This is a genomic window from Paraburkholderia heleia NBRC 101817 (assembly GCF_000739775.1).
Lineage (GTDB): Bacteria > Pseudomonadota > Gammaproteobacteria > Burkholderiales > Burkholderiaceae > Paraburkholderia > Paraburkholderia heleia.
The window spans coordinates 225,676-245,827 of record NZ_BBJH01000004.1; the positions used below are offsets into that span (position 1 = coordinate 225,676).

The window sequence follows — 20,152 nt, forward strand, 5'->3', positions numbered from 1 at the left end:
GCAGGTGTGGACGTGTGGTTGGGTTCGATGGCCTCTGAGGCGCCGCCGCGCTAGACGAGTCCATCGAACAGCATGATGTCGACGGCGTCGCCGGCATCGAGATCGCCGGCTTCATGGGCGAGCACGATGAAGCAGTTCGCCTCGCTCATCGTGCTGAGCGCGCCCGAGCTTTGCGAGCCCGTCGGCGCGACGCGCCATTGGCCGCTGGCGTCGCGGCGCGCGAGGCCGCGCTGGAATTCCGTGCGGCCCGCGCGCTTCTTGATCGGCTGATCGCTCAGCGCCGGCACGAGCGGTACGGACTGCGCTTGCGCGCCCGCCATCGCCATGAGAGCGGGACGCACGATCTGGTAGAACGAGACCATCGTCGCGACCGGGTTGCCGGGCAGGCCGAACAGGAGCGCCGCGCGGCCGGCGCCCGGGCGTCCGCCCGACCAGATGCGGCCGAACGCAAGCGGGCGGCCGGGGCGCATGGCGAGGCCCCAGAACGAGACGTCGCCGAGCGTTTGCAACTGGGTGCGCGTGAAATCGGCTTCGCCGACCGAGACGCCGCCGGAGGTTAGCACGACATCGGCGGTTTCGGCAGCGAGTTTCAGCGTGGCGGCGAGCGCCGCGGGGTCGTCGCGCACGAGGCCCAGGTCGATCGCCTCGACGTTCAGGCGCTGGAGCATCGCGCCGAGTACGTAGCGGTTGCTGTCGTAGATGCAGCCGGGCTCGAGCGGCTCGCCTGGCGAGCGCAATTCGTCGCCGGTCGAGAAGTAGGCTACCCGCAGGCGCTGCTTCACGTTCGCCTCGACGAGTCCGAGCGAGGCCAGCAAGCCAATGTCGGATGCGCGCAGCACGCGGCCGGCTGCGAGCGCGACGCCTGCGCGCGCGAGATCTTCGCCCTTGCGGCGCGTGTTCGCGCCGCGCGTGACGGCGAGCGCTTCGAAAGCGATGACGTCGCCCTGCATGGACACCTGCTCTTGCGGCACGACGGTGTCGCAGCCCACGGGCATCGGCGCGCCGGTCATGATGCGCACGCACGCATGGGCGGCAACTTCACCCATGTAGGCGTGACCGGCGAAAGCCTTGCCGCACACGGTGAGCGAGACGCTGCCGGAGGCAGCGGCCAGCGCCGCGGCGTCGAACGCGTAGCCGTCCATCGCGGCGTTGTCGTGCGCGGGGACGTCGATCGGCGAAATCACGTCTTCGGCCAGCACACGCGCCAGTGCCTCACGCAGCGGTACGCGTTCGCTCGCCGCAAGAGGCGTCGCCCACTGCAGCACGATGGCCTGCGCGGCGCTGACGGGCAAAGCTTGCGGATCGTACTGGCTGATGCAGCCGGCGCTGCCGGAGGGATGGTTAAGCGTGGTCATCGAATGAGGAAGCGTCGCATCCGCACGGCGTGTGCGGCGATCGTCCAGGCGGGCGTGCCGGCCGCGTGCCGGGGACGGCGGCTGGCCGGGTGGCGCCCGACTGCAATTCAGGCGCGTTCGAGTTCGGCCAGTTCCTGTAAGGAATTGATATTGTAAAACGCACGTTCGTCGGCAAAGGCGACTTCGGCGGCCGTGTGGCGCGCGTACCACGCACGCACCTTGCGCTCGCCGGCGCAGAGGAAGGCGGCGAGGTCGTCGGCCAGCGAGGTGCGTACGAGTGCGAAGACAGGATGCAACGAGACCTCGCCGGCGGCATTCGTGGTGGTCGCAGTGACGATGTCGGCGTGCTCGGTGAGCGCGGCATGGGCGAGGCGCTCGGCGAGGTCGGCTGGCAGCCACGGCGAGTCGCAGGGCGCGGTGAGGAGCCATTCCGTTTGCGCCGCGCGCAATCCGGCCAGAAGCCCCGCGAGCGGGCCCGGAAAGTCGGGCAGCGTATCGGCGAGTACGCTCGCGCGCCATGGCGCGCCGAGTGCCGCATAAGCGTCGCCGTTGCGGTTCGCGCTGATCGAGAGGACGCCGACTTGCGGCGCGAGCCGCGCGAGCACGTGCGCGGCGAGCGGTTTGCCGTGCAGCATCTGCAAGCCCTTGTCCGCGCCGCCCATGCGCTGGCCGCGGCCGCCCGCGAGCACGAGGCCCGTGATCGACGCGGTGGCAATGGGGTTGGCGCTCGTCGGCGTCATGGGCTGCTCAGCCGCCGATATAGGACATTTCGATGCGGCGCTCATCGGAGGCCGCCGGCGCCTGCGCGCTGCCGCGCAGCTGCGAATAGCGGTCGGCGCGGCCTTCCCATATCTGCGCGATGGCGCCGGAGATTGCCGTGTCGGTGGCGCCGTTGCGCAACAGCGCGCGCAGGTCGTAACCCATCGAGGCGAAGAGGCACAGATACAGCTTGCCTTCGGTCGAAAGGCGCGCGCGCGTGCAGTCGCCGCAGAACGCGCGCGTCACGCTGGAGATCGCGCCGATCTCGCCCGCGCCGTCCGCATAGCCCCAGCGTTGCGCCGTTTCGGCGGCGGTGTGGGGCTCGAGCGGCTCGAGCGGCCAGTGCTCGGCAATGCGGGCGACGACCTCGGCCGACGGCAGCACTTCGGCCATGTTCCAGCCGTTCGAGGTGCCCACGTCCATGTACTCGATGAAGCGCAGCGTTACGCCCGTGCCGCGGAAGTGCCGCGCGAGCGGCACGATCTCGCCGTCGTTCGTGCCGCGCTTGACGACCATGTTGACCTTGATCGGCGCGAGCCCCACGGTTTGTGCCGCCGCAATGCCGTCGAGCACGTCGGCCACCGCGAAGTCGGCGTCGTTCATGCGGCGAAAGAGGGCGTCGTCGAGGGCGTCGAGGCTCACCGTCACGCGTGTGAGGCCCGCGTCGCGCAGGGCGCGCGCCTTGCGGGCAAGCAGCGAGCCATTGGTGGTGAGCGTGATGTCGAGCGGCTCGCCTTCGGGCGTGCGCAGCGCGGCGAGGCGCTCGATCAGGAATTCGATGTTCTTGCGCAGCAGCGGCTCACCGCCCGTGAGGCGGATCTTGGTGACGCCATGCGCGACGAAAAGCCGCGCGAGCCGCTCGATTTCTTCGAGCGAAAGCAACGCGGAATGGGGCAAAAACGGATAGTCCTTGTCGAACACCGCTCGCGGCATGCAGTACACGCAGCGGAAATTGCAGCGGTCCGTGACGGAGATGCGCAGGTCGCGCAGGGGTCTGGCGAGCGCGTCGAAGACCGCGCCGGATGGCGCGCGTACGGTTCCCGCGGCCGGCCTGGGCAATTCGGGCGGCAGCGATCGAACGTCGGCAACAGGGATGATGCGTCGTGTCATGGTCTCTTCGTTCTCGCGTTGGTTCGATTTTAGCCGAACCGGCGCGCACCGACAGACGAGGGAGAACGCTGATATATCAAAAAAAAGCCCGCCGGGTGGGGCGGGCTTTTTCGGGGCGCGCCAGACTCGAGGTCCGGCGCGCGGACAGTTGCGCTTGCTGCGCTTACGGCTGGCGCGTGGTTTCGACCTGCTGCATCGGCGTGCTGTCGACCGGCGGCAGGGGTTTGCGCTCGCGCGGCGCGCGCGCGGGCTTCACCAGTTGCGCGGCGGCTTGCTGCGCGGCGCGCAGCTTGTCGGCGTCCGTATTGACCCAGACGAGACCCGCCGATTCCAGCATCGGGCGCAGCGTGTCTGCGGCAGTCGCAGCCGTGGGCGCTGCCGTTGCCACCGGGGCCGGATGCGTCGCGGCCGGCTCGGTGATCGCGACGACCGCGGGAGCGGCGGCTACCGCCTCTTGCGCCGGTTCCGGTTGAGCGGCGGGCGCTGCTGCCGCTGCTACGGGCGCCTCGGTCCGTGGCGCTTCGACGCGGTCTTCCCGCACGACAGGCTGCGCTTCGACCTGGATCGGCTCGACAGGGGCTGCCGGCGCGACAGGTTCTTCCGCTGCGGCAGGCGCCACAGGAGCGACAGGTTCGGCGGGTGCCACAGGTTCCCCGGCCTTCGGCTCGACTACGTGCGCGGTTTCGACGCTCGCCGGTGCGGCTTCGGCAGGTGCCGGCGCTGGCTCTGCAGCGGGCGCGACGGTTTCGACCTGCGTCGTCGTCACGGCGGCGGGCGCGTGCCCGGCTTCGGCGAGGACGGCTGCGGCCGGCAGCGCGGTCACGACAGTGTCGACAGCCGCTTCGGTGCGCGCTTCTGCAGCCGATGCTTCATGCACTTGCGCGGCAACGGCAGGCTGCTCGATCGCCGGTTGAGCGGGTGCGGCTTGCTCTTCGCCTTCCGGTGCGTCCGCACCCGGCGTGAGGCCTGCTGCTTCCGTTTCGCGCTCGCGGCGACCGCCACGGCGGCCGCGGCGGCGGCGGCGGCGTTCTTCGCCTTCGCGCGGGGCGCCTTCTTCGTCGGCACCGAAGCTCACGCCTTCGGGCAGTTCTTCCGTTTGCGGCGCTTCGACGCCTTCAGCGCCTGCCGATGCGGCATCAAGACGCGCTTCCTGGGCTTCGGCGGCCTCGGCTTGCTGACGGCGGCGCGACTCATTGCGTTCGCCGCGTTCGCCGCGCTCGCCGCGTTCACCACGCTCGCGGCGCTCGCCACGTGCGGCGCCGGCTTCCGCCGTTACGTCGCTACGTTCCTGGCCGCGCTCGACGCGTTCGATGCGCTGTTCGCGTTCGGCGCGCGGTTCGCGGGTTTCACGCTGCTCGCGCGGTTCGCGTTGTTCACGCGGCTCTCGCGGCTCGCGGGCACCACGGCCTTCGCGGGCTTCACGCGGCTCACGCTGTTCGCGCGGCTCGCGTTCCTCCCGGCGGCCGGCCGGTTGACCAGTACGGGCGCCGCCTGCGCTTTCGCCGCGGCCTGCCGCGTCGCGGCCGCCGGAACGGCGATTGCGGTTGCGCTCGCCGCCGCCGGGCTTCTCACCGCGCTCGGTACGCGCTTCGCGGGTCGGACGGGCGGTCTTTTCGGGTTGCGCGACCGGTGCCGGCGTGGGCGCCGCAGCCGGTGCGCCGCCGAAGAGGCGCTTGACCCAGCCAAAGAAGCCGCCGCCCGCGGGCGTGACGGCCGTCTGCGCTGCGACGGGCGCGGTTTCGGCCGGCTTGACCGGCGCGCTCGGCGCCGGACGCTCCGGCGTGATGCCCTTCACCGCGGCTTCCTGCTTGGGCTTGGCTTCGGCGGTGCGCTTGCTGTAGCCGGTTTCCGACTCGAGTTCGCGAGCCGCTTCCTCGGCCATCTTCCACGAGGCGCGCGGGTCGTCGAGGCGCGCATCGTCGTGACGCAGGCGCTCGAGCTTGTAGTGCGGCGTTTCGAGGTGCTTGTTCGGGATCAGAACGACGGCGACCTTGAAGCGCGACTCGATCTTGTTGATTTCCGAGCGCTTTTCGTTGAGCAGGAAGGCGGTGACTTCGACCGGCACCTGGCAATGAATTGCCGCGGTGTTTTCCTTCATCGCCTCTTCCTGGATGATGCGCAGGACCTGAAGCGCCGACGATTCCGTATCGCGGATATGACCCGTGCCGTTACAGCGCGGGCAGGTCACGTGGCTGCCTTCCGAGAGGGCGGGGCGCAGGCGCTGGCGCGACAGCTCCATGAGGCCGAAGCGCGAGATCTTGCCCATCTGGACGCGGGCGCGGTCGTGGCGCAGCGCGTCTTTCAGGCGCTGCTCGACTTCGCGCTGGCTCTTGGCCGACTCCATGTCGATGAAGTCGATCACGATCAGGCCGCCGAGGTCGCGCAAGCGCAGCTGGCGCGCCACTTCGTCGGCGGCTTCGAGGTTCGTGCGCGCGGCGGTTTCCTCGATGTCGGCGCCCTTGGTGGCGCGCGCCGAGTTCACGTCGATGGCGACGAGCGCCTCGGTGTGGTCGATCACGATCGCGCCGCCCGAGGGCAGCGGCACCGTGCGCGAATACGCCGTCTCGATCTGGTGCTCGATCTGGAAACGCGAGAAAAGCGGCACGTCGTCGTGATACCGCTTCACCTTATTGACATTGTCCGGCATCACGATATCCATGAAGGCGCGCGCCTGGTCATAGATCTCGGTGGTGTCGATGAGGATTTCGCCGATGTCGGGCTGGAAGTAGTCGCGGATCGCGCGAATGACGAGGCTCGATTCCAGGTAGATCAGCATGGGCTGACCGGACTGGCCGGCCTGCGACGCAGCTTCGATGGCGCGCCACAGTTGCAGCAGGTAGTTCAGGTCCCACTGGAGCTCTTCGGCGGAGCGGCCGATGCCGGCCGTGCGCGCGATGATGCTCATGCCGTCCGGCAGTTGCAGCTGCGCCATGGTTTCGCGCAGTTCCTGACGGTCGTCGCCCTCGATGCGGCGCGATACGCCGCCGCCGCGCGGGTTGTTCGGCATGAGGACGAGGTAGCGGCCGGCGAGCGAGATGAACGTGGTGAGGGCGGCGCCCTTGTTGCCGCGCTCTTCCTTCTCGACCTGGACGATCAGCTCCTGGCCTTCCTTGAGGGCGTCCTGAATGCGCGCGCCGCGCATGTCGATGCCTTCGCGGAAGTACTGGCGCGCGACTTCCTTGAACGGCAGGAAGCCGTGGCGGTCTTCGCCGTAGTTGACGAAACATGCCTCGAGCGAAGGCTCGATGCGGGTGACGATCCCCTTGTAGATGTTGCCTTTGCGCTGTTCGCGCCCGGCGGTTTCGATGTCGATGTCGATGAGCTTCTGTCCATCGACGATGGCGACACGCAGTTCTTCCTGCTGTGTCGCGTTGAACAGCATTCGTTTCATTGAACGACTCCAGTGCGTTCGCGCGCGAACCGCACGGTGCGCGGCGGCGACGCCAGGCAGCACGGTGCGGGCAGCGGCGAGCCGCGCCTTATTGTGTTGTCACAAGCACGCTGGAGCGGGAACGATGGCGGGGAGAATTGCCTTTTCTGGGCGCCGGTCCGGCGTTGCATTGCCGTGGACGGGGCCGCGTGGGCACATGCGAAATACGTCTTCAAGAAGCGAAGAGACATGCCGCGGGTTCGCGACGGCAACGTTTTCCTGCGCTTCCAGTTCACCTGCCTGCCGAGGCCATGAGCGTGCCGATGGTTGGGCTCATCGTGTGCACATCGCACTGGCCGTGACAGACGCCGGCCGCAGCGGCGAACCGCGCGCGCTTGCGACTGGATCAGGTTCGCGGCGTCCAGATTCAATCCGGGCCGCGCACGGGAAGCTTTTCAGGAACAACGCCCGTCTTCCCCCTCGGGGTGTCTCGCCGCTTTTGACGTCGCCATGTCCCGCACGTTGCCGGGACGCTTCGGGCGCTCGCCGTATTTTCGCCACCAGCGCCTCCTGCGGCGGCCACTTCGACCGCGCGGCGGGACGCGCCGGATAAATTCTTTATACCAATGTTCCGTTACCGGCGGAGCCGCTCCTGACCGAACGTGCCTGTGGGCGCCGTCCCTGCCGGAGTGGTGATCCGTGCGTGCAACTCGTTGCTTCTCATCAAGCGGGGTGAGCAACCAGCCCCGGGCGCAAGTAAAATAACCGTTTATCGCTTGCAGCCTGCGCTCGCCGCGTGGTCCAAGTCCAGGATAACCCTCTTGGGGTTCGCAGGACATTGGGCTGTCTGGCCTGGGCCATTCGGCCTACCGTTGCGTCGGCGCTGGGCAAATTATATTCAGAATGAAAGGGTTAGGCAAAACATCCCAGAATCAGGTCGCAAGCGACCAGGTTTCGTTCGTCGAAATCGACGAGGGCGCGGCCGGTCAGCGCATCGACAACTTTCTCGTGCGCGTCTGCAAGGGCGTGCCGAAAAGCCACATCTATCGCATTTTGCGCAGCGGGGAAGTGCGCGTAAACAAGGGTCGGATCGATGCGCAGTATCGGCTCGCGGAAGGCGACATCGTGCGCGTGCCGCCGATCCGCACGTCGCAATCGAGCGCGCCGGCCGGCGCTGCGCCCGTGCCGGCGGCCCAGTTTCCCGTCATCTACGAGGACGACGCGCTGCTCGTCATCGACAAGCCCGCCGGCGTGGCCGTGCACGGCGGCAGCGGCGTGGCGTTCGGCGTGATCGAGCAGCTGCGCGAGGCGCGCCCGCAGGGCAAGTTTCTCGAGCTGGTCCACCGGCTCGACCGCGAAACGTCGGGCGTGCTGATGCTCGCCAAGAAGCGCGCCGCCCTCGTGGGCCTGCATGCGCAGATGCGCGATAACCAGACCGACAAGCGCTATTTCGCCTGCGTCCATGGCGAATGGGCGAGCGACTGGGGCCGTCGGCGCATTGTGAAGGAGCCGCTTCACAAGTACCTGACCCCGGAAGGCGAGCGCCGTGTGCGGGTTCAGCCGGACGGCTTGCCCTCGCATACGGTGTTCAATCTCGTCGAGCGCTGGCCGGGCTACGCGCTTCTCGAAGCCGAACTGAAGACGGGCCGCACGCACCAGATCCGCGTGCACCTCGCTCACCTCGGCCTGCCGATCGTCGGCGACGCCAAGTACGGCGACTTCGCGCTCAACAAGGACCTCGCGCGCACGGGCGCGCGGCCGGGCATCAAGCGGATGTTTCTGCATGCGTACCGGCTGAAGCTCGCTCATCCGATTACAGGCGCCCCTTTGCAGTTCGAGGCGCCGTTGCCGGCGGACTGCCGCAGCTTCGTCGACGCGCTGCGCGCGCAGCGCGAGGAAGGCGCGGCGGCTGACGCGGCCCGACCTGACGCGGCCCGTCCCGAATGACACCGAATCTGACAGCGTTTGGAGAAGTCCTGCATGGCTCGAGAGTTATTTGACCTGATTGTGTTCGACTGGGACGGCACCCTGATGGACTCGACCGCCCATATCACGCGCAGCATCCAGGCGGCATGCCGCGATCTCGGCCTGCCCGTGCCCGGCGACGAGGCGGCGAGCTACGTGATCGGCCTCGGCTTGCGCGAGGCGCTGCAGATTGCCGCGCCCACGCTCGATCCGGCCGACTACCCGCGCCTCGTCGAGCGCTATCGCATCCATTATTTGCTGAAGGACCAGCAGACCGAGCTGTTCGCCGGCGTGCGCGAGATGCTCGCGGAACTGCGCGACACCGGCTACCTGCTCGCCGTGGCGACAGGCAAGAGCCGCGTGGGGCTGAACCGCGCGCTGGCGGATTCGCGGCTCACGAGCCTCTTCGACGGCACGCGCTGCGCCGACGAAACCTTCTCGAAGCCGCATCCGGCCATGCTTCAAGAGCTTACGCGCGAACTGGGGCAGGATCTGGGCCGTACGGTGATGATCGGCGACACGACGCACGATCTGCAGATGGCGATCAACGCGGGCGCGGCGGGCATCGGCGTGGCGTATGGCGCGCATGCGTCCGGCGCCCTCGAAAAGCTCGAGCCGCGCTTCGTCGCGCCGGACGTGGCCGCGCTCGCAGGCTGGCTGCGGGAGAACGCATGAGCGCGGCGCCCGGGGCCGCGACGCTCGAGCCGGTGCGCGTCTGCGCGGCCGATGAACTTGCCGAAGGCGGCGCGGGGCGGCGCATGAACGCGACCTATGCGGGCGGCGACGCCGTGGTGTTCTTCGTGCGCTACGGCGGCGAGGTGTACGGCTACCTGAACCGCTGCGCGCACGTGCCGATGGAACTCGACTGGGTCGAGGGCCAGTTCTTCGAGTCGTCGGGGCTCTATCTGATGTGCGCCACGCACGGCGCGATCTACCAGCCCGACACGGGCAAGTGCGTGGGCGGCCCATGCCGTGGCGGGCGTTTGCGCCCCGTGCGAGTCGAGGAACGCGACACGCCCGAGGGGCGTGCGGTATTCTGGCTGCCGGACGACGCATTGCGTCCGACCCCAACCTGACCTCCGACCTTCGATCCCTTTCGACCCCCGCTCGCATGTCCGACAATCCGACCCCTGATTCGAACGAAGCCCCCCGCGGCGCTTCGTCAGACCGCGGCGCCCCCGCGCCTGGCTGGGAGCGCGAGGCGCTCGAACGCATCGCGCTCGCGGCCATCACCGAGCAGCGTGCGGCGCGTCGCTGGCGCATCTTCTTTCGCTTCGCGTTTCTAGCCGTGTTCGTGGTGATCGCGTGGGCGATCCTCGACCTCTCGGGCGCGCGCGTGGAGAGTGAAGGGCGTCACACGGCGCTGGTTTCGCTCGAGGGAGAAATCGGCTCCGACACCCAGGCGAACGCCGACGACATCATCAGCGCGCTGGACAGCGCCTTCGACGACGACGGCACGGCAGGCGTGGTCCTGCACATCGACAGCCCCGGCGGCAGCCCGGTGCAGGCCGGCATCATCAACGACGAGATCCGCCGTCTGCGCATCAAGTACCCGGCAGTCCCGCTGTACGTCGTGGTGGGCGACATGTGCGCTTCGGGTGGCTATTACGTCGCGGCGGCCGCCGACAAGATCTATGTCAACAAGGCGAGCATCGTGGGCTCGATCGGCGTGCTGATGGACGGTTTCGGCTTCACCGGCCTCATGGACAAGCTCGGCATCCAGCGGCGCCTGCGCACCTCGGGCGAAAACAAGGGTTTCTTCGATCCCTTCTCGCCCGACACGCCGAAAATGGACGCGCACGCCCAGGAGATGCTCGATCAGATCCACCAGCAGTTCATCGACGCCGTGAAGGCTGGCCGCGGCAAACGTCTGAAGGATTCGCCGGATATCTTCTCGGGGCTGTTCTGGACCGGTCAGAAGAGCGTGGAGCTCGGTCTCGCGGATGGCTACGGCGACACCGATTACGTGGCGCGCGAAATCATCAAGGCGCCGGACGTCGTCGATTACACGGTCAAGCAGAGCCTCACCGATCGCGTGGCGAAGCGAGTGGGCGCGAACATCGGCTCGGCGGCCGTGCATTCGCTGCTGATGGGCGGCAAGGTGTCGGTGCACTGAGCGGCGGCGGTGCGTCAGCTTCCCGTCGCGCCATAGAAAAATTGGCCGCTGCGCGATGGTTGCGCGGCGGCCATGTTTCTTTTTGCATGCCGAAGGCCGTTCAGTGCGCGAGCAGCAGGAAGATCGCCGGCCGCTTGTGCAGTTCGGGCGCGGGCTTGTTCTTCCAGTCGGACACGGCGCGGCTCACGATCGTCTCGGTGGGCAGCGTGAGATCGGCGGCGACGCACACGAGCGTGGAGGGCGCGCAGGTCGCGAGCAGCGCGTCGAGCAGCGCGCGGTTGCGATAGGGCGTCTCGATGAAGATCTGTGTCTGCTTGCTCTTGCGCGAGACCTGCTCCAGATCGCGCAGCTTCTTCACGCGCTCGTTCGCGTCGACGGGCAGGTAGCCGTGAAACGCGAAGCTCTGGCCGTTCAGGCCCGACGCCATCAACGCGAGCAGAATCGAGCTCGGGCCCACGAGCGGCACGACCTTGATGCCGCGCTCGTGCGCGCGCCGCACGAGCAGCGCGCCCGGATCGGCGACTGCGGGCACGCCCGCCTCGGAAACGAGCCCCGTGTCGATGCCCGCAAGCAGCGGTGCAAGCAGCTTGTCGACCTCGCCTGCGGGCGTGTTGACGTTGAGTTCGCGGATTTCGATTTCCTGGATCGGACGCGTCGTGCCCACGCGCTTGAGAAAGGCGCGCGTGGTCTTCGCGTTTTCGCCGATGTAGCTTGCGAGCGCGCCCGCGCGTTCGCGCACGGGCGTGGGCAGGACGGCGTTGAGCGCGGCGTCGTCACCGTCGCCCAGCGTGTTGGGGATCAGATAGAGGGTGCCCTTTGCTCCATTCGTCATGCTCGTGTCTCCAGCAGCGGATAGCCCGCCGCAAGCAGCATGCGCGTGAGCGCGATGAGCGGCAGGCCAATCAGGGCGGTGGGGTCGTCCGATTCGATCGCGTCGAGCAGCGCGATGCCGAGTCCCTCCGATTTCGCGCTGCCCGCGCAGTCGTAAGGCGTCTCGGCGCGCAGATAGGCGTCGAGCGCGGCGTCGGGCAGGTCGCGAAAGCGCACTTTCGTGACGACATCGACGGTATCCGTTTGGCCAGTCGCGGTGTCGAGCACGCTCAGGGCACTATGGAACAGCACTTCGCGGCCGCGCATGGCCTGCAGTTGCTCGAGCGCGCGTGCATGCGTGCCGGGCTTGCCGATCTGGCGGCCGTCGAAGGTGGCGACCTGATCGGAGCCGATCACGAGCGTGCGCGCGGCGCCCGCGGGCAGGGCGGCGGCCACGGCGCGGGCCTTCGCAGCAGCGAGGCGCAGCGCCGTTGCCTCGGGCGTTTCGCCGGGGTGCGGCGTTTCGTCGACGGCGGGCGCGGCCGTGTCGAAAGGAATGCGCAGACGCTCGAGCAACTCGCGCCGGTAGCGCGAGCTGGAGGCGAGGACGAGGGCGGGGCGGCCCGTGCGCGGGGCGTGCGAGGGAGAATCCTGCATGTTCGATCGGGGTAGGAAAGCGGCTGCGAATGTGTAGCTGCGAAGGTGACGGGAGAAAAGACGGCTATGGCTTGGCGATTTTCGGGTGGATTTTTCGTCGAAAACGGGGTGGATATCCCGCAAAACGTCGCCGGAGGCTCCCGAAAACCGCGCTCGCACAGACAACTTGCGTATGCGAGCTTAAGTGTTTGACTCGCAAAGATAAAGGCGATATGATTTTGGGCTTTTCATCGGTATGCTCTCGTCGCACGTCTTGTGCGGGCGTTCGGATCTTGCGGCGTCACGGCTCAAAAAACTTGCCGGCAGCGGCGTGTCGATGGCGAATGTAGGCAAGATGGCGAACGTAGGCAAGCGCGGGTCGATATTGACCAATGCGGAGACCATTGCGGGCCGGCACGAGCGGAATTGCTGCAAGCCGCCAACGGCTTTCGCGCATCGCTCGCCGGCCGCCCAAGCCTTGAAGCGGGAGAGAGCGCATGATCGAACATTCCGGCAAGCCTGCTGGCGCCGAACTGAACCCGCGCGACTTCGATATCTTCGAATTTGCGCGCAGCGAGCGCGAGGCGGCGGGCGTCGTGCGCGTCTCGCAACTGCCGCGCATGTTAAACGAAGTCCCGGCCGAGGCGCCAGATCGCGACACCGCGTTCACCTGGCAGGCTGCGGGCTTTACGCAGCAGGAATTGCAGGACAACGGCACCGAAGGGCCGCAGCCATACCTGCGGCTGGCTGTTCACGGTGGCGCGTGGCTCACGTGCCAGCGGTGCCTCGCTCCTTACGAGCAGGCATTCAATGCGGATGCGACCTTCCGTATCGTCCAGACGGAAGAAGAGGCGGACGAGTTTCCGCTCGACGACGATGAAGTCGAAGTGATCGTGGGCTCGCGCCATTTCGATCTCGTCGACTTGATCGAAGAGGAGCTGTTGCTCTCGCTGCCGCTGGTGCCGAAGCACGAGGTCTGTCCGGAGATTCACGAAAGCCTCGCCTCGGGTCCCGACGGCGCGGAGGGCGTGGACTCCGTGGACGACGTGCCGGAGCAGGAAGTCGAGCCGGAAGAGCGCGTCAACCCGTTTGCGGCGCTCGAATCGCTCAAGAAGGACGGTCCTGGCAGCAAGCACTAAGGCAAGCCTTGGGCGGCTGCGTGGGGCAGGCAGTACCCGACGCGTGGGCCTGAGCCCGGAGTCCGGCTATCCCCCCAGGGTGGCGGCGGCCGGATCGGGCTGTGTTAGAATTCGGAAAATTTTCAGGAGTTATCATGGCAGTTCAACAAAACAAGAAGTCGCCGTCGAAGCGCGGTATGCACCGCTCGCACGATTTCCTCACGGGCGCGCCGCTGGCCGTCGAGCCGGGCACGGGTGAAGTGCATCTGCGTCACCACATCAGCCCGAACGGCTACTACCGCGGCAAGAAAGTCGTCAAGACCAAGAACGACTAATCGTTTCAGCGTGCGGCGCGGTGTCGCGCAGTGTCGCGCAGTGTCGATGACCTGGTGCCGCATCTGACGATTCCGTTCGCTTGACCATATTTCGGCTCGGCAAAAAAGGCGGCATTCAACTGCCGCTTTTTTGTGCCTGAAATCCGTCGCATTCCATGACTGTTACGCTCACGATAGATTGCATGGGAGGCGACCACGGCCCGTCTGTGACGGTGCCTGCCGCAGTCCATTTCGTCCGCTCGCACCCCGACGCGCATCTCATGCTCGTGGGAATCGAGTCGGCGGTTCGCGCCCAGTTGAAGAAGCTGAAGGCGGCGAACCATCCTGCGCTGACCGTCGTGCCCGCCACCGAGGTCGTCGAAATGGACGATCCGGTCGAAGTCGCCCTGCGCAAGAAAAAAGATTCGTCGATGCGCGTCGCGCTCAATCGCGTGAAAGAGGGCGAGGCACAGGCCTGCATCTCGGCCGGCAACACCGGTGCACTGATGGCCGTTTCGCGCTACGTGCTCAAGACGTTGCCCGGCATCGAACGCCCGGCCATCGCCTTCGCGCTGCCGAACCCGCGCGGTTACACCACGATGCTCGACCTCGGCGCCAACGTCGACTGCGAACCGCAGCACCTGCTGCAATTCGCGGAGATGGGCCACGCGCTCGTCGCGGCGCTCGAGGGCAAGGATCGCCCAACCATCGGGCTCCTGAATATCGGCGAAGAAGTCATCAAGGGCAACGACACCATCAAGCGCGCGGGCGAGCTCCTGCGCGCGAGCACGCTGAACTTCCGCGGCAACGTCGAAGGCAACGACATTTACAAGGGCACCGTCGACGTCATCGTCTGTGACGGTTTCGTTGGGAATGTCGCGCTCAAGACGTCGGAGGGCCTCGCGCAGATGCTCAACGACATGATCAAGGAAGAGTTCGGCCGCTCGTGGCTCACGAGGCTCATGGCGATCGCCGCGCTGCCCGTGCTCATGCGCTTCAAGAAGCGTGTGGACCATCGGCAGTACAACGGCGCGGCGCTGCTTGGCTTGAAGAGTCTCGTCATCAAGAGCCACGGCTCGGCCGATGCCTATGCGTTTGAGTGTGCGATCAATCGCGGGTATGATGCCGTCAAAAATGGCGTGCTGGAGCGCCTTTCGCACGCCATGGAAGAAAACGCCGGTTCGCTCGAACAGGCGGCAGACGAGCCCGGCGGCGCCCCGAACGTGCAAGCCGCGCAGGCGGGGCAGGCTACCAGCGCGCCCAGCCAGGCAGCGGGCGAGGTACCGCCCGGCGCCGCATCATCCTCGAAGGCATAATGGCTCAATCGACTCTCTATTCCCGCGTGATCGGCACGGGCAGCTACCTTCCGCCTGATCGCGTCACCAACCAGCAACTGGCCGAACGGCTCGCCGCGAAAGGCGTCGAGACGAGCGACGAATGGATCGTGGCCCGCACGGGCATTCACGCGCGCCACTTCGCCGCGCCCGACGTCACGACGAGCGATCTCGCGCTTGCCGCGTCGCAGCGTGCGATCGCGGCCGCCGACGTCGATCCGCAGTCGATCGACCTCATCATCGTCGCCACTTCCACGCCCGATTTCGTCTTTCCGAGCACGGCCTGCCTCTTGCAGAACAAGCTCGGCATCCGCAATCACGGCGCGGCTTTCGACGTGCAGGCCGTGTGCTCGGGCTTCGCGTACGCCGTTGCGGTGGCCGACAGCCTGATCCGCGGCGGCCAGCATCGCACGGCGCTCGTGGTCGGCGCGGAAACCTTTTCGCGTATTCTCGACTTCAACGATCGCACCACCTGTGTGCTGTTCGGCGACGGCGCAGGTGCGATCGTGCTGCAGGCGTCGAGCGAACCGGGCGTGCTTTCGAGCGCGCTGCACGCAGACGGCAGCTACGCGCACATCCTGTGCACGCCGGGCAACGTGAACGGCGGCGTGGTCGCCGGCAACGCGTTCCTGTACATGGACGGCCAGGCCGTGTTCAAGCTCGCCGTGAACGTGCTCGAAAAGGTCGCGAACGAGGCGCTCGACAAGGCGCAGCTCAGCGCCGACCAGATCGACTGGCTGATTCCGCACCAGGCCAACATCCGCATCATGCAAGGCACCTGCCGCAAGCTCGGTCTGCCCGCCGAACGCATGGTGGTGACGGTGGGCGAGCATGGCAACACCTCGGCGGCCTCGATTCCGCTCGCCTTCGACGTCGCGGTGCGCGACGGCCGCATCAAGCGCGGCCAGAACGTGTTGATCGAAGGCGTGGGCGGCGGCTTCACCTGGGGCGCCTCCGTCATCCGCTTCTAGGCATCCTGAGCGGGCTCCCGCGCTCCCGCAGCCGGTTTCTGCGCGCGACGTGCATGTTGCGCGCAGCCGGCGGCGGTTCATCCGGGTGCATTGCCCACCCGTATTGATCGAATTTGGGGACGTTATGAAATTCGCGTTCGTTTTTCCCGGACAAGGCTCGCAGGCCGTCGGCATGCTCGACGCCTTCGCCGATCACGCCATCGTGCGCGAGACGCTGCAGGAAGCGTCCGACGCGCTGGACCAGGACCTCGGCAAGCTGATCGCCGAAGGCCCCGCCGAAGAACTCAATCTCACCACTAACACGCAGCCGGTCATGCTCACCGCCGCCTATGCCGTTTATCGCGCGTGGCAGCAGGCGGGCGGCCCGCTGCCTGCCATCGTCGCGGGCCACAGCCTCGGCGAATACACGGCGCTCGTCGCCGCCGGCGTGCTCGCGTTTCGCGACGCCGTGCCGCTCGTGCGCTTTCGCGCGCAGGCGATGCAAAGCGCGGTGCCGGTGGGCGAGGGCGGCATGGCCGCCGTGCTCGGTCTCGACGACGACACCGTGCGCGCAGTCTGCGCGGAGGCCGCAGCCGCGAGCGGCGGCGTGGTCGAAGCCGTGAACTTCAACGCGCCGGCGCAAGTCGTGATCGCGGGCCACAAGGGCGCGGTCGAAAAGGCCTGCGAAATCGCCAGGGCGAAGGGCGCCAAGCGCGCGCTGCCGCTGCCGGTTTCGGCGCCGTTCCACTCGTCGCTGCTCAAGCCCGCCTCGGATCAGCTGCGCGAGTACCTCGCGAACGTCACGCTGAACGCGCCGCAGATTCCCGTGGTGAACAACGTCGACGTGGCATTCGAAACCGACCCCGCAAAGATCCGCGACGCGCTCGTGCGCCAGGCCGCGGGCGCCGTGCGCTGGGTCGAGTGCGTGCAGGCCATCGCGGCGCAAGGCGCGACGCACGTGGTCGAATGCGGTCCGGGCAAGGTGCTTGCGGGCCTCACGAGGCGCATCGACGGCAACCTGGTCGGCGCCTCGGTGCTCGATCCGAAGTCGCTCGACGAGGCGCTCGCGCTTCTGAAGGCCTGAGCGCGTACGCCACCACAGCTAACGGATTCAAACGATGGAAAAGACTCTCGACAATCAAGCCGCGATCGTGACCGGCGCCACCCGCGGCATCGGCCGCGCGATCGCGCTGGAACTGGCGCGCCAGGGCGCGACGGTGATCGGCACGGCAACGAGCGAAGCCGGCGCGCAGGCCATCTCGGCCGCTTTCGAAGCAGCGGGCCTGAAGGGCCGCGGCGCCGTGCTCAACGTGAACGACGCCGCTGCGGCGGAAGCGCTCATCGACGCCACGGTCAAGGAATTCGGCGGCCTGGCGATCCTCGTCAATAACGCCGGCATCACGCAGGACAACCTGGCGATGCGCATGAAGGACGACGAGTGGGACTCGGTCATCGACACCAACCTGAAGTCGGTGTTCCGCCTCTCGCGCGCCGTGCTGCGCCCGATGATGAAGGCGCGCACGGGCCGCATCATCAACATCACCTCGGTGGTGGGCTCGTCGGGCAACCCGGGCCAGGCCAACTACGCCGCCGCCAAGGCCGGCGTGGCGGGCATGACGCGCGCACTCGCACGCGAGATCGGCAGCCGCGGCATTACTGTGAACTGCGTCGCGCCCGGTTTCATCGATACCGACATGACGAAGGACCTGCCGGCGGAGCAGCAAGCCGCGCTCAAGCAGCAGATTCCGCTGGGCCGCCTCGGCAGCCCGGACGACATCGCGCATGCGGTCGCGTTCCTCGCGTCGCCGCAGGCGGCCTACATCACGGGCGCGACGTTGCACGTGAACGGCGGCATGTATATGTCTTAACCGGATTCAGGTACTATCCGCGCCTTGATGCGCTTGATGCAAAACATTGCGCAAGCGCCGTCGCGGATAGCCTTCCGGAACCTTGAGCGCCGCTTTTCAGCCAGGTCAAACCTGATAAAATGCGCGCACTCGCATTCATGAGCTAACTTTTTTCCCTTGGAGGGGTAATGGACAACATCGAACAGCGCGTCAAGAAGATCGTCGCCGAGCAACTGGGCGTCGCCGAAGCGGAAATCAAGAACGAAGCTTCGTTCGTGAACGATCTGGGCGCCGACTCGCTCGACACGGTCGAACTGGTCATGGCTCTCGAAGACGAGTTCGGCATGGAAATCCCGGACGAGGAAGCCGAGAAGATCACGACGGTTCAGCAAGCGATCGACTACGCGCGCGCGAACGTCAAGGCCTAAGCGCCAGATTCCCGTCTGGGCCGCGCATCGCATGCGCGCTGGCGGCCCGCGAGGACGCTCGGCCGTGAAACCGCATACGCCTGCCGCACGCGCTGCGGGGCATCTGCCGGTCAACTAGCCACAGGGCTCACAGGAGCATTTCCTGTGGCCTCTGTGGCTTTTGTTTTTGTCATCTATGGATAAGGGGTTACCGTGAGCCGTCGTCGAGTTGTTGTTACAGGCCTGGGGCTGATTTCGCCTGTTGGCAATAATGTTGCCGACGGCTGGGCCAATCTGGTCGCCGGGAAGTCCGGCATCGCCAACATCACGAAGTTCGACGCGACGAACTTCTCGACCCGCTTTGCCGGCGAAGTGAAGGGCTTCAACGTCGAAGACTACATGCCGGCGAAAGAAGCGCGCCATATGGATACGTTCATCCATTACGGCATCGCGGCGGGCATGCAGGCGATCCAGGACAGCGGTCTCGAAGTCACCGAAGCGAACGCGGAACGGATCGGCGTGAACGTCGGCTCGGGCATCGGCGGCCTGCCGATGATCGAAGTCACGCAAACCGAATTGCTCAACCGCGGTCCGCGCCGCATCTCGCCGTTCTTCGTGCCTGCCTCGATCATCAACATGATCTCGGGTCACCTGTCGATCAAGTACGGCCTCAAGGGCCCGAATCTGGCGATGGTCACGGCTTGCACGACCGGCCTGCACTGCATCGGCGAAGCGTCGCGTCTGATCGAATACGGCGACTGCGACGTGATGATCGCGGGCGGCGCGGAATCGACCGTCTCGCCGCTCGGCATCGGCGGCTTCGCGGCGGCGCGCGCGCTCTCGCAGCGCAACGACGATCCGGCGACGGCCAGCCGTCCGTGGGACAAGGACCGTGACGGCTTCGTGCTCGGCGAAGGCGCGGGCGTGATGGTGCTCGAAGAGTACGAACACGCGAAGGCGCGCGGCGCGAAGATCTATGCGGAAATCGGCGGCTACGGCATGAGCGGCGATGCGTATCACATGACCGCGCCGCTGGAAGACGGCGACGGTGCGCGCCGCTGCATGATCGCCGCGATGAAGAACGCGGGCATCAACACGAACGAAGTGAACTGGCTGAACGCGCACGGCACGTCCACGCCGCTCGGCGACCTCGCGGAAACGACGGCGATCAAGCGCGCCTTCGGCGATCATGCGAAGGACATCGTCGTGAACTCGACCAAGTCGATGACGGGCCACCTGCTGGGTGGCGCAGGCGGCCTCGAGTCGGTGTTCACGGTGCTCGCCGTGCACAACCAGGTGTCGCCGCCGACGATCAACATCTTCAACCAGGATCCGGCATGCGACCTGGACTACTGCGCGAACACCGCGCGGGACATGAAGATCGACGTCGCGCTGAAGAACTCGTTCGGGTTCGGCGGCACCAACGGCACGCTCGTCTTCAAGCGTCACGCTTGATCCCGCACGACGAGACAGCGGCCGCGCCGGATGCTTCGGCCGGCCGCGTTCCTCCTGCTTTCCCCTCGCGGCGCGCGGGCGTGCCGCTTGTTTCCCTGCGGCTGTCGCTTGCGCTGCAACTGCTCGTTGCCGCGGGTTTGAGCGTGGCCGCGGCGGCCGTCTACACGACGCTCGCACCCGGGTTCGGCGCCTGGCAGGCCTTGCCGGTCACGCTGGCGTTCCTCGCGACCGGCGGTCTTGCGGCTGCGGCGTGGCGACGCAAGCAACCGGCCTTCCTCGAAATCGGGTCAGATTTTCTCGCGGCATATTCGCGCGATGGCGCCTGCCTCGCGGCTGGGCGGCTCGCCGGCGCGTCGCAGTGGGGCGCATGGCTGCTCGCGCTCGTCGTGGAGCAGGGCGCACGCCGCGCGACGATTCTCGTCGCCGCCGACGCCATTCCGGCGGAAACCTTTCGCACGCTGGCCGTGCGCGCGCGCAGCGCGGCCAGTCGCTGAGCTTCCCTTCGCTGTAAAGCTTGTAACCACTGTTACTCGCGTAACGTGAGACCGTGGCGGGGACGCTACAATGGTGCCCCCACGTCTCCTTCATGTGCTAACGGATTTTTCA

19 protein-coding genes are annotated in these 20,152 nt (G+C 67.0%); 13 read left to right on the plus strand and 6 right to left on the minus strand.

Translation table 11 applies throughout. From position 1 onward, the window contains the following. Nucleotides 1-50: 50 nt before the first annotated feature. From moeA to BHE01S_RS04905, 4 genes are all read right to left on the minus strand, one after another. The gene (gene moeA, locus BHE01S_RS04890; protein ID WP_042261141.1) at nucleotides 51-1,355 is read right to left on the minus strand and encodes a molybdopterin molybdotransferase MoeA; all 1,305 of its coding nucleotides are present in this window, start codon (nucleotides 1,353-1,355) and stop codon (nucleotides 51-53) included. Nucleotides 1,356-1,462: 107 nt separating this feature from the next. Further along, the gene (gene mobA / locus BHE01S_RS04895; protein WP_042261143.1) at nucleotides 1,463-2,095 is read right to left on the minus strand and encodes a molybdenum cofactor guanylyltransferase MobA; all 633 of its coding nucleotides are present in this window, start codon (nucleotides 2,093-2,095) and stop codon (nucleotides 1,463-1,465) included. Between the two features lie 7 nt (nucleotides 2,096-2,102). Further along, a complete protein-coding gene (gene moaA / locus BHE01S_RS04900) occupies nucleotides 2,103-3,224 on the minus strand; it encodes a GTP 3',8-cyclase MoaA (protein WP_042261145.1) in 1,122 nt (373 codons plus the stop codon). Nucleotides 3,225-3,387: 163 nt separating this feature from the next. Beyond that, entirely contained in the window at nucleotides 3,388-6,615 is a 3,228-nt protein-coding gene (locus BHE01S_RS04905) for an Rne/Rng family ribonuclease (protein ID WP_042261147.1), read from the minus strand. Nucleotides 6,616-7,497: 882 nt separating this feature from the next. Here BHE01S_RS04905 and BHE01S_RS04910 point away from each other — a divergent pair. Genes BHE01S_RS04910 through BHE01S_RS04925 form a run of 4 tightly spaced genes read left to right on the plus strand, consistent with a single transcriptional unit; the run spans nucleotide 7,498 to nucleotide 10,675 of the window. Continuing rightward, the gene (locus tag BHE01S_RS04910; RefSeq protein ID WP_042261149.1) at nucleotides 7,498-8,541 is read left to right on the plus strand and encodes an RluA family pseudouridine synthase; all 1,044 of its coding nucleotides are present in this window, start codon (nucleotides 7,498-7,500) and stop codon (nucleotides 8,539-8,541) included. A 33-nt stretch (nucleotides 8,542-8,574) separates the two neighbouring features. Further along, nucleotides 8,575-9,234 (plus strand): HAD-IIIA family hydrolase, encoded by a 660-nt coding sequence (locus BHE01S_RS04915; protein ID WP_042261150.1) that lies wholly within the window; start codon nucleotides 8,575-8,577, stop codon nucleotides 9,232-9,234. Next, nucleotides 9,231-9,635 (plus strand): Rieske (2Fe-2S) protein, encoded by a 405-nt coding sequence (locus tag BHE01S_RS04920; RefSeq protein WP_042261152.1) that lies wholly within the window; start codon nucleotides 9,231-9,233, stop codon nucleotides 9,633-9,635. The genes BHE01S_RS04915 and BHE01S_RS04920 overlap by 4 nt, the downstream gene beginning before the upstream one ends. A 35-nt stretch (nucleotides 9,636-9,670) precedes the next feature. Further along, the gene (locus BHE01S_RS04925; protein ID WP_042261154.1) at nucleotides 9,671-10,675 is read left to right on the plus strand and encodes a S49 family peptidase; all 1,005 of its coding nucleotides are present in this window, start codon (nucleotides 9,671-9,673) and stop codon (nucleotides 10,673-10,675) included. Nucleotides 10,676-10,775: 100 nt separating this feature from the next. Here the strand turns inward: BHE01S_RS04925 and BHE01S_RS04930 are convergent, their stop codons facing one another. Together BHE01S_RS04930 and BHE01S_RS04935 are read right to left on the minus strand one after the other, a co-directional pair. Beyond that, complete coding sequence (locus BHE01S_RS04930) at nucleotides 10,776-11,507, minus strand: SAM-dependent methyltransferase (RefSeq protein ID WP_042261156.1); 732 nt, start codon at nucleotides 11,505-11,507, stop codon at nucleotides 10,776-10,778. Next, the gene (locus BHE01S_RS04935; protein ID WP_042261158.1) at nucleotides 11,504-12,142 is read right to left on the minus strand and encodes a Maf-like protein; all 639 of its coding nucleotides are present in this window, start codon (nucleotides 12,140-12,142) and stop codon (nucleotides 11,504-11,506) included. Before BHE01S_RS04935 ends, BHE01S_RS04930 begins: the two co-directional genes overlap by 4 nt. Nucleotides 12,143-12,618: 476 nt before the next feature. On the opposite strand from BHE01S_RS04935, the gene BHE01S_RS04940 reads away from it, so the two are divergent. The 9 genes from BHE01S_RS04940 (at nucleotide 12,619) to BHE01S_RS04980 (ending at nucleotide 20,040) form a co-directional block, all read left to right on the plus strand. Next, entirely contained in the window at nucleotides 12,619-13,260 is a 642-nt protein-coding gene (locus BHE01S_RS04940; RefSeq protein WP_042261159.1) for a DUF177 domain-containing protein, read from the plus strand. A 134-nt stretch (nucleotides 13,261-13,394) separates the two neighbouring features. Further along, nucleotides 13,395-13,574 carry a 50S ribosomal protein L32 gene (rpmF, locus tag BHE01S_RS04945; protein ID WP_042261161.1) on the plus strand — a complete coding sequence of 60 codons (180 nt, stop codon included), beginning with the start codon at nucleotides 13,395-13,397 and terminating at the stop codon, nucleotides 13,572-13,574. 155 nt (nucleotides 13,575-13,729) lie between these two features. Then, nucleotides 13,730-14,869: a phosphate acyltransferase PlsX gene (gene plsX, locus BHE01S_RS04950; RefSeq protein ID WP_042261163.1), complete on the plus strand. Its 1,140-nt coding sequence runs from the start codon at nucleotides 13,730-13,732 to the stop codon at nucleotides 14,867-14,869. Beyond that, a complete protein-coding gene (locus BHE01S_RS04955) occupies nucleotides 14,869-15,858 on the plus strand; it encodes a beta-ketoacyl-ACP synthase III (RefSeq protein ID WP_042261165.1) in 990 nt (329 codons plus the stop codon). The genes plsX and BHE01S_RS04955 overlap by 1 nt, the downstream gene beginning before the upstream one ends. A gap of 124 nt (nucleotides 15,859-15,982) precedes the next feature. Beyond that, complete coding sequence (gene fabD, locus BHE01S_RS04960; RefSeq protein ID WP_042261167.1) at nucleotides 15,983-16,921, plus strand: ACP S-malonyltransferase; 939 nt, start codon at nucleotides 15,983-15,985, stop codon at nucleotides 16,919-16,921. A 34-nt stretch (nucleotides 16,922-16,955) separates the two neighbouring features. Next, on the plus strand, nucleotides 16,956-17,705 hold the full coding sequence (fabG, locus tag BHE01S_RS04965; RefSeq protein WP_042261168.1) for a 3-oxoacyl-ACP reductase FabG: 750 nt from the start codon (nucleotides 16,956-16,958) through the stop codon (nucleotides 17,703-17,705). 167 nt (nucleotides 17,706-17,872) lie between these two features. Then, complete coding sequence (gene acpP / locus BHE01S_RS04970; RefSeq protein WP_004197638.1) at nucleotides 17,873-18,112, plus strand: acyl carrier protein; 240 nt, start codon at nucleotides 17,873-17,875, stop codon at nucleotides 18,110-18,112. Between the two features lie 192 nt (nucleotides 18,113-18,304). Further along, nucleotides 18,305-19,546 carry a beta-ketoacyl-ACP synthase II gene (fabF, locus tag BHE01S_RS04975; protein WP_042261205.1) on the plus strand — a complete coding sequence of 414 codons (1,242 nt, stop codon included), beginning with the start codon at nucleotides 18,305-18,307 and terminating at the stop codon, nucleotides 19,544-19,546. Nucleotides 19,547-19,626: 80 nt separating this feature from the next. After that, nucleotides 19,627-20,040: a hypothetical protein gene (locus BHE01S_RS04980; RefSeq protein ID WP_245639640.1), complete on the plus strand. Its 414-nt coding sequence runs from the start codon at nucleotides 19,627-19,629 to the stop codon at nucleotides 20,038-20,040. The last annotated feature ends 112 nt before the right edge of the window (nucleotides 20,041-20,152 follow it).

Coding starts and splice junctions, on each gene's coding strand:
- moeA (WP_042261141.1), bottom strand. CDS start 1,355: ATGACCACGCTTAACCATCCCTCCGGCAGCGCCGGCTGCATCAGCCAG.
- mobA (WP_042261143.1), bottom strand. CDS start 2,095: ATGACGCCGACGAGCGCCAACCCCATTGCCACCGCGTCGATCACGGGC.
- moaA (WP_042261145.1), bottom strand. CDS start 3,224: ATGACACGACGCATCATCCCTGTTGCCGACGTTCGATCGCTGCCGCCC.
- BHE01S_RS04905 (WP_042261147.1), bottom strand. CDS start 6,615: ATGAAACGAATGCTGTTCAACGCGACACAGCAGGAAGAACTGCGTGTC.
- BHE01S_RS04910 (WP_042261149.1), top strand. CDS start 7,498: ATGAAAGGGTTAGGCAAAACATCCCAGAATCAGGTCGCAAGCGACCAG.
- BHE01S_RS04915 (WP_042261150.1), top strand. CDS start 8,575: ATGGCTCGAGAGTTATTTGACCTGATTGTGTTCGACTGGGACGGCACC.
- BHE01S_RS04920 (WP_042261152.1), top strand. CDS start 9,231: ATGAGCGCGGCGCCCGGGGCCGCGACGCTCGAGCCGGTGCGCGTCTGC.
- BHE01S_RS04925 (WP_042261154.1), top strand. CDS start 9,671: ATGTCCGACAATCCGACCCCTGATTCGAACGAAGCCCCCCGCGGCGCT.
- BHE01S_RS04930 (WP_042261156.1), bottom strand. CDS start 11,507: ATGACGAATGGAGCAAAGGGCACCCTCTATCTGATCCCCAACACGCTG.
- BHE01S_RS04935 (WP_042261158.1), bottom strand. CDS start 12,142: ATGCAGGATTCTCCCTCGCACGCCCCGCGCACGGGCCGCCCCGCCCTC.
- BHE01S_RS04940 (WP_042261159.1), top strand. CDS start 12,619: ATGATCGAACATTCCGGCAAGCCTGCTGGCGCCGAACTGAACCCGCGC.
- rpmF (WP_042261161.1), top strand. CDS start 13,395: ATGGCAGTTCAACAAAACAAGAAGTCGCCGTCGAAGCGCGGTATGCAC.
- plsX (WP_042261163.1), top strand. CDS start 13,730: ATGACTGTTACGCTCACGATAGATTGCATGGGAGGCGACCACGGCCCG.
- BHE01S_RS04955 (WP_042261165.1), top strand. CDS start 14,869: ATGGCTCAATCGACTCTCTATTCCCGCGTGATCGGCACGGGCAGCTAC.
- fabD (WP_042261167.1), top strand. CDS start 15,983: ATGAAATTCGCGTTCGTTTTTCCCGGACAAGGCTCGCAGGCCGTCGGC.
- fabG (WP_042261168.1), top strand. CDS start 16,956: ATGGAAAAGACTCTCGACAATCAAGCCGCGATCGTGACCGGCGCCACC.
- acpP (WP_004197638.1), top strand. CDS start 17,873: ATGGACAACATCGAACAGCGCGTCAAGAAGATCGTCGCCGAGCAACTG.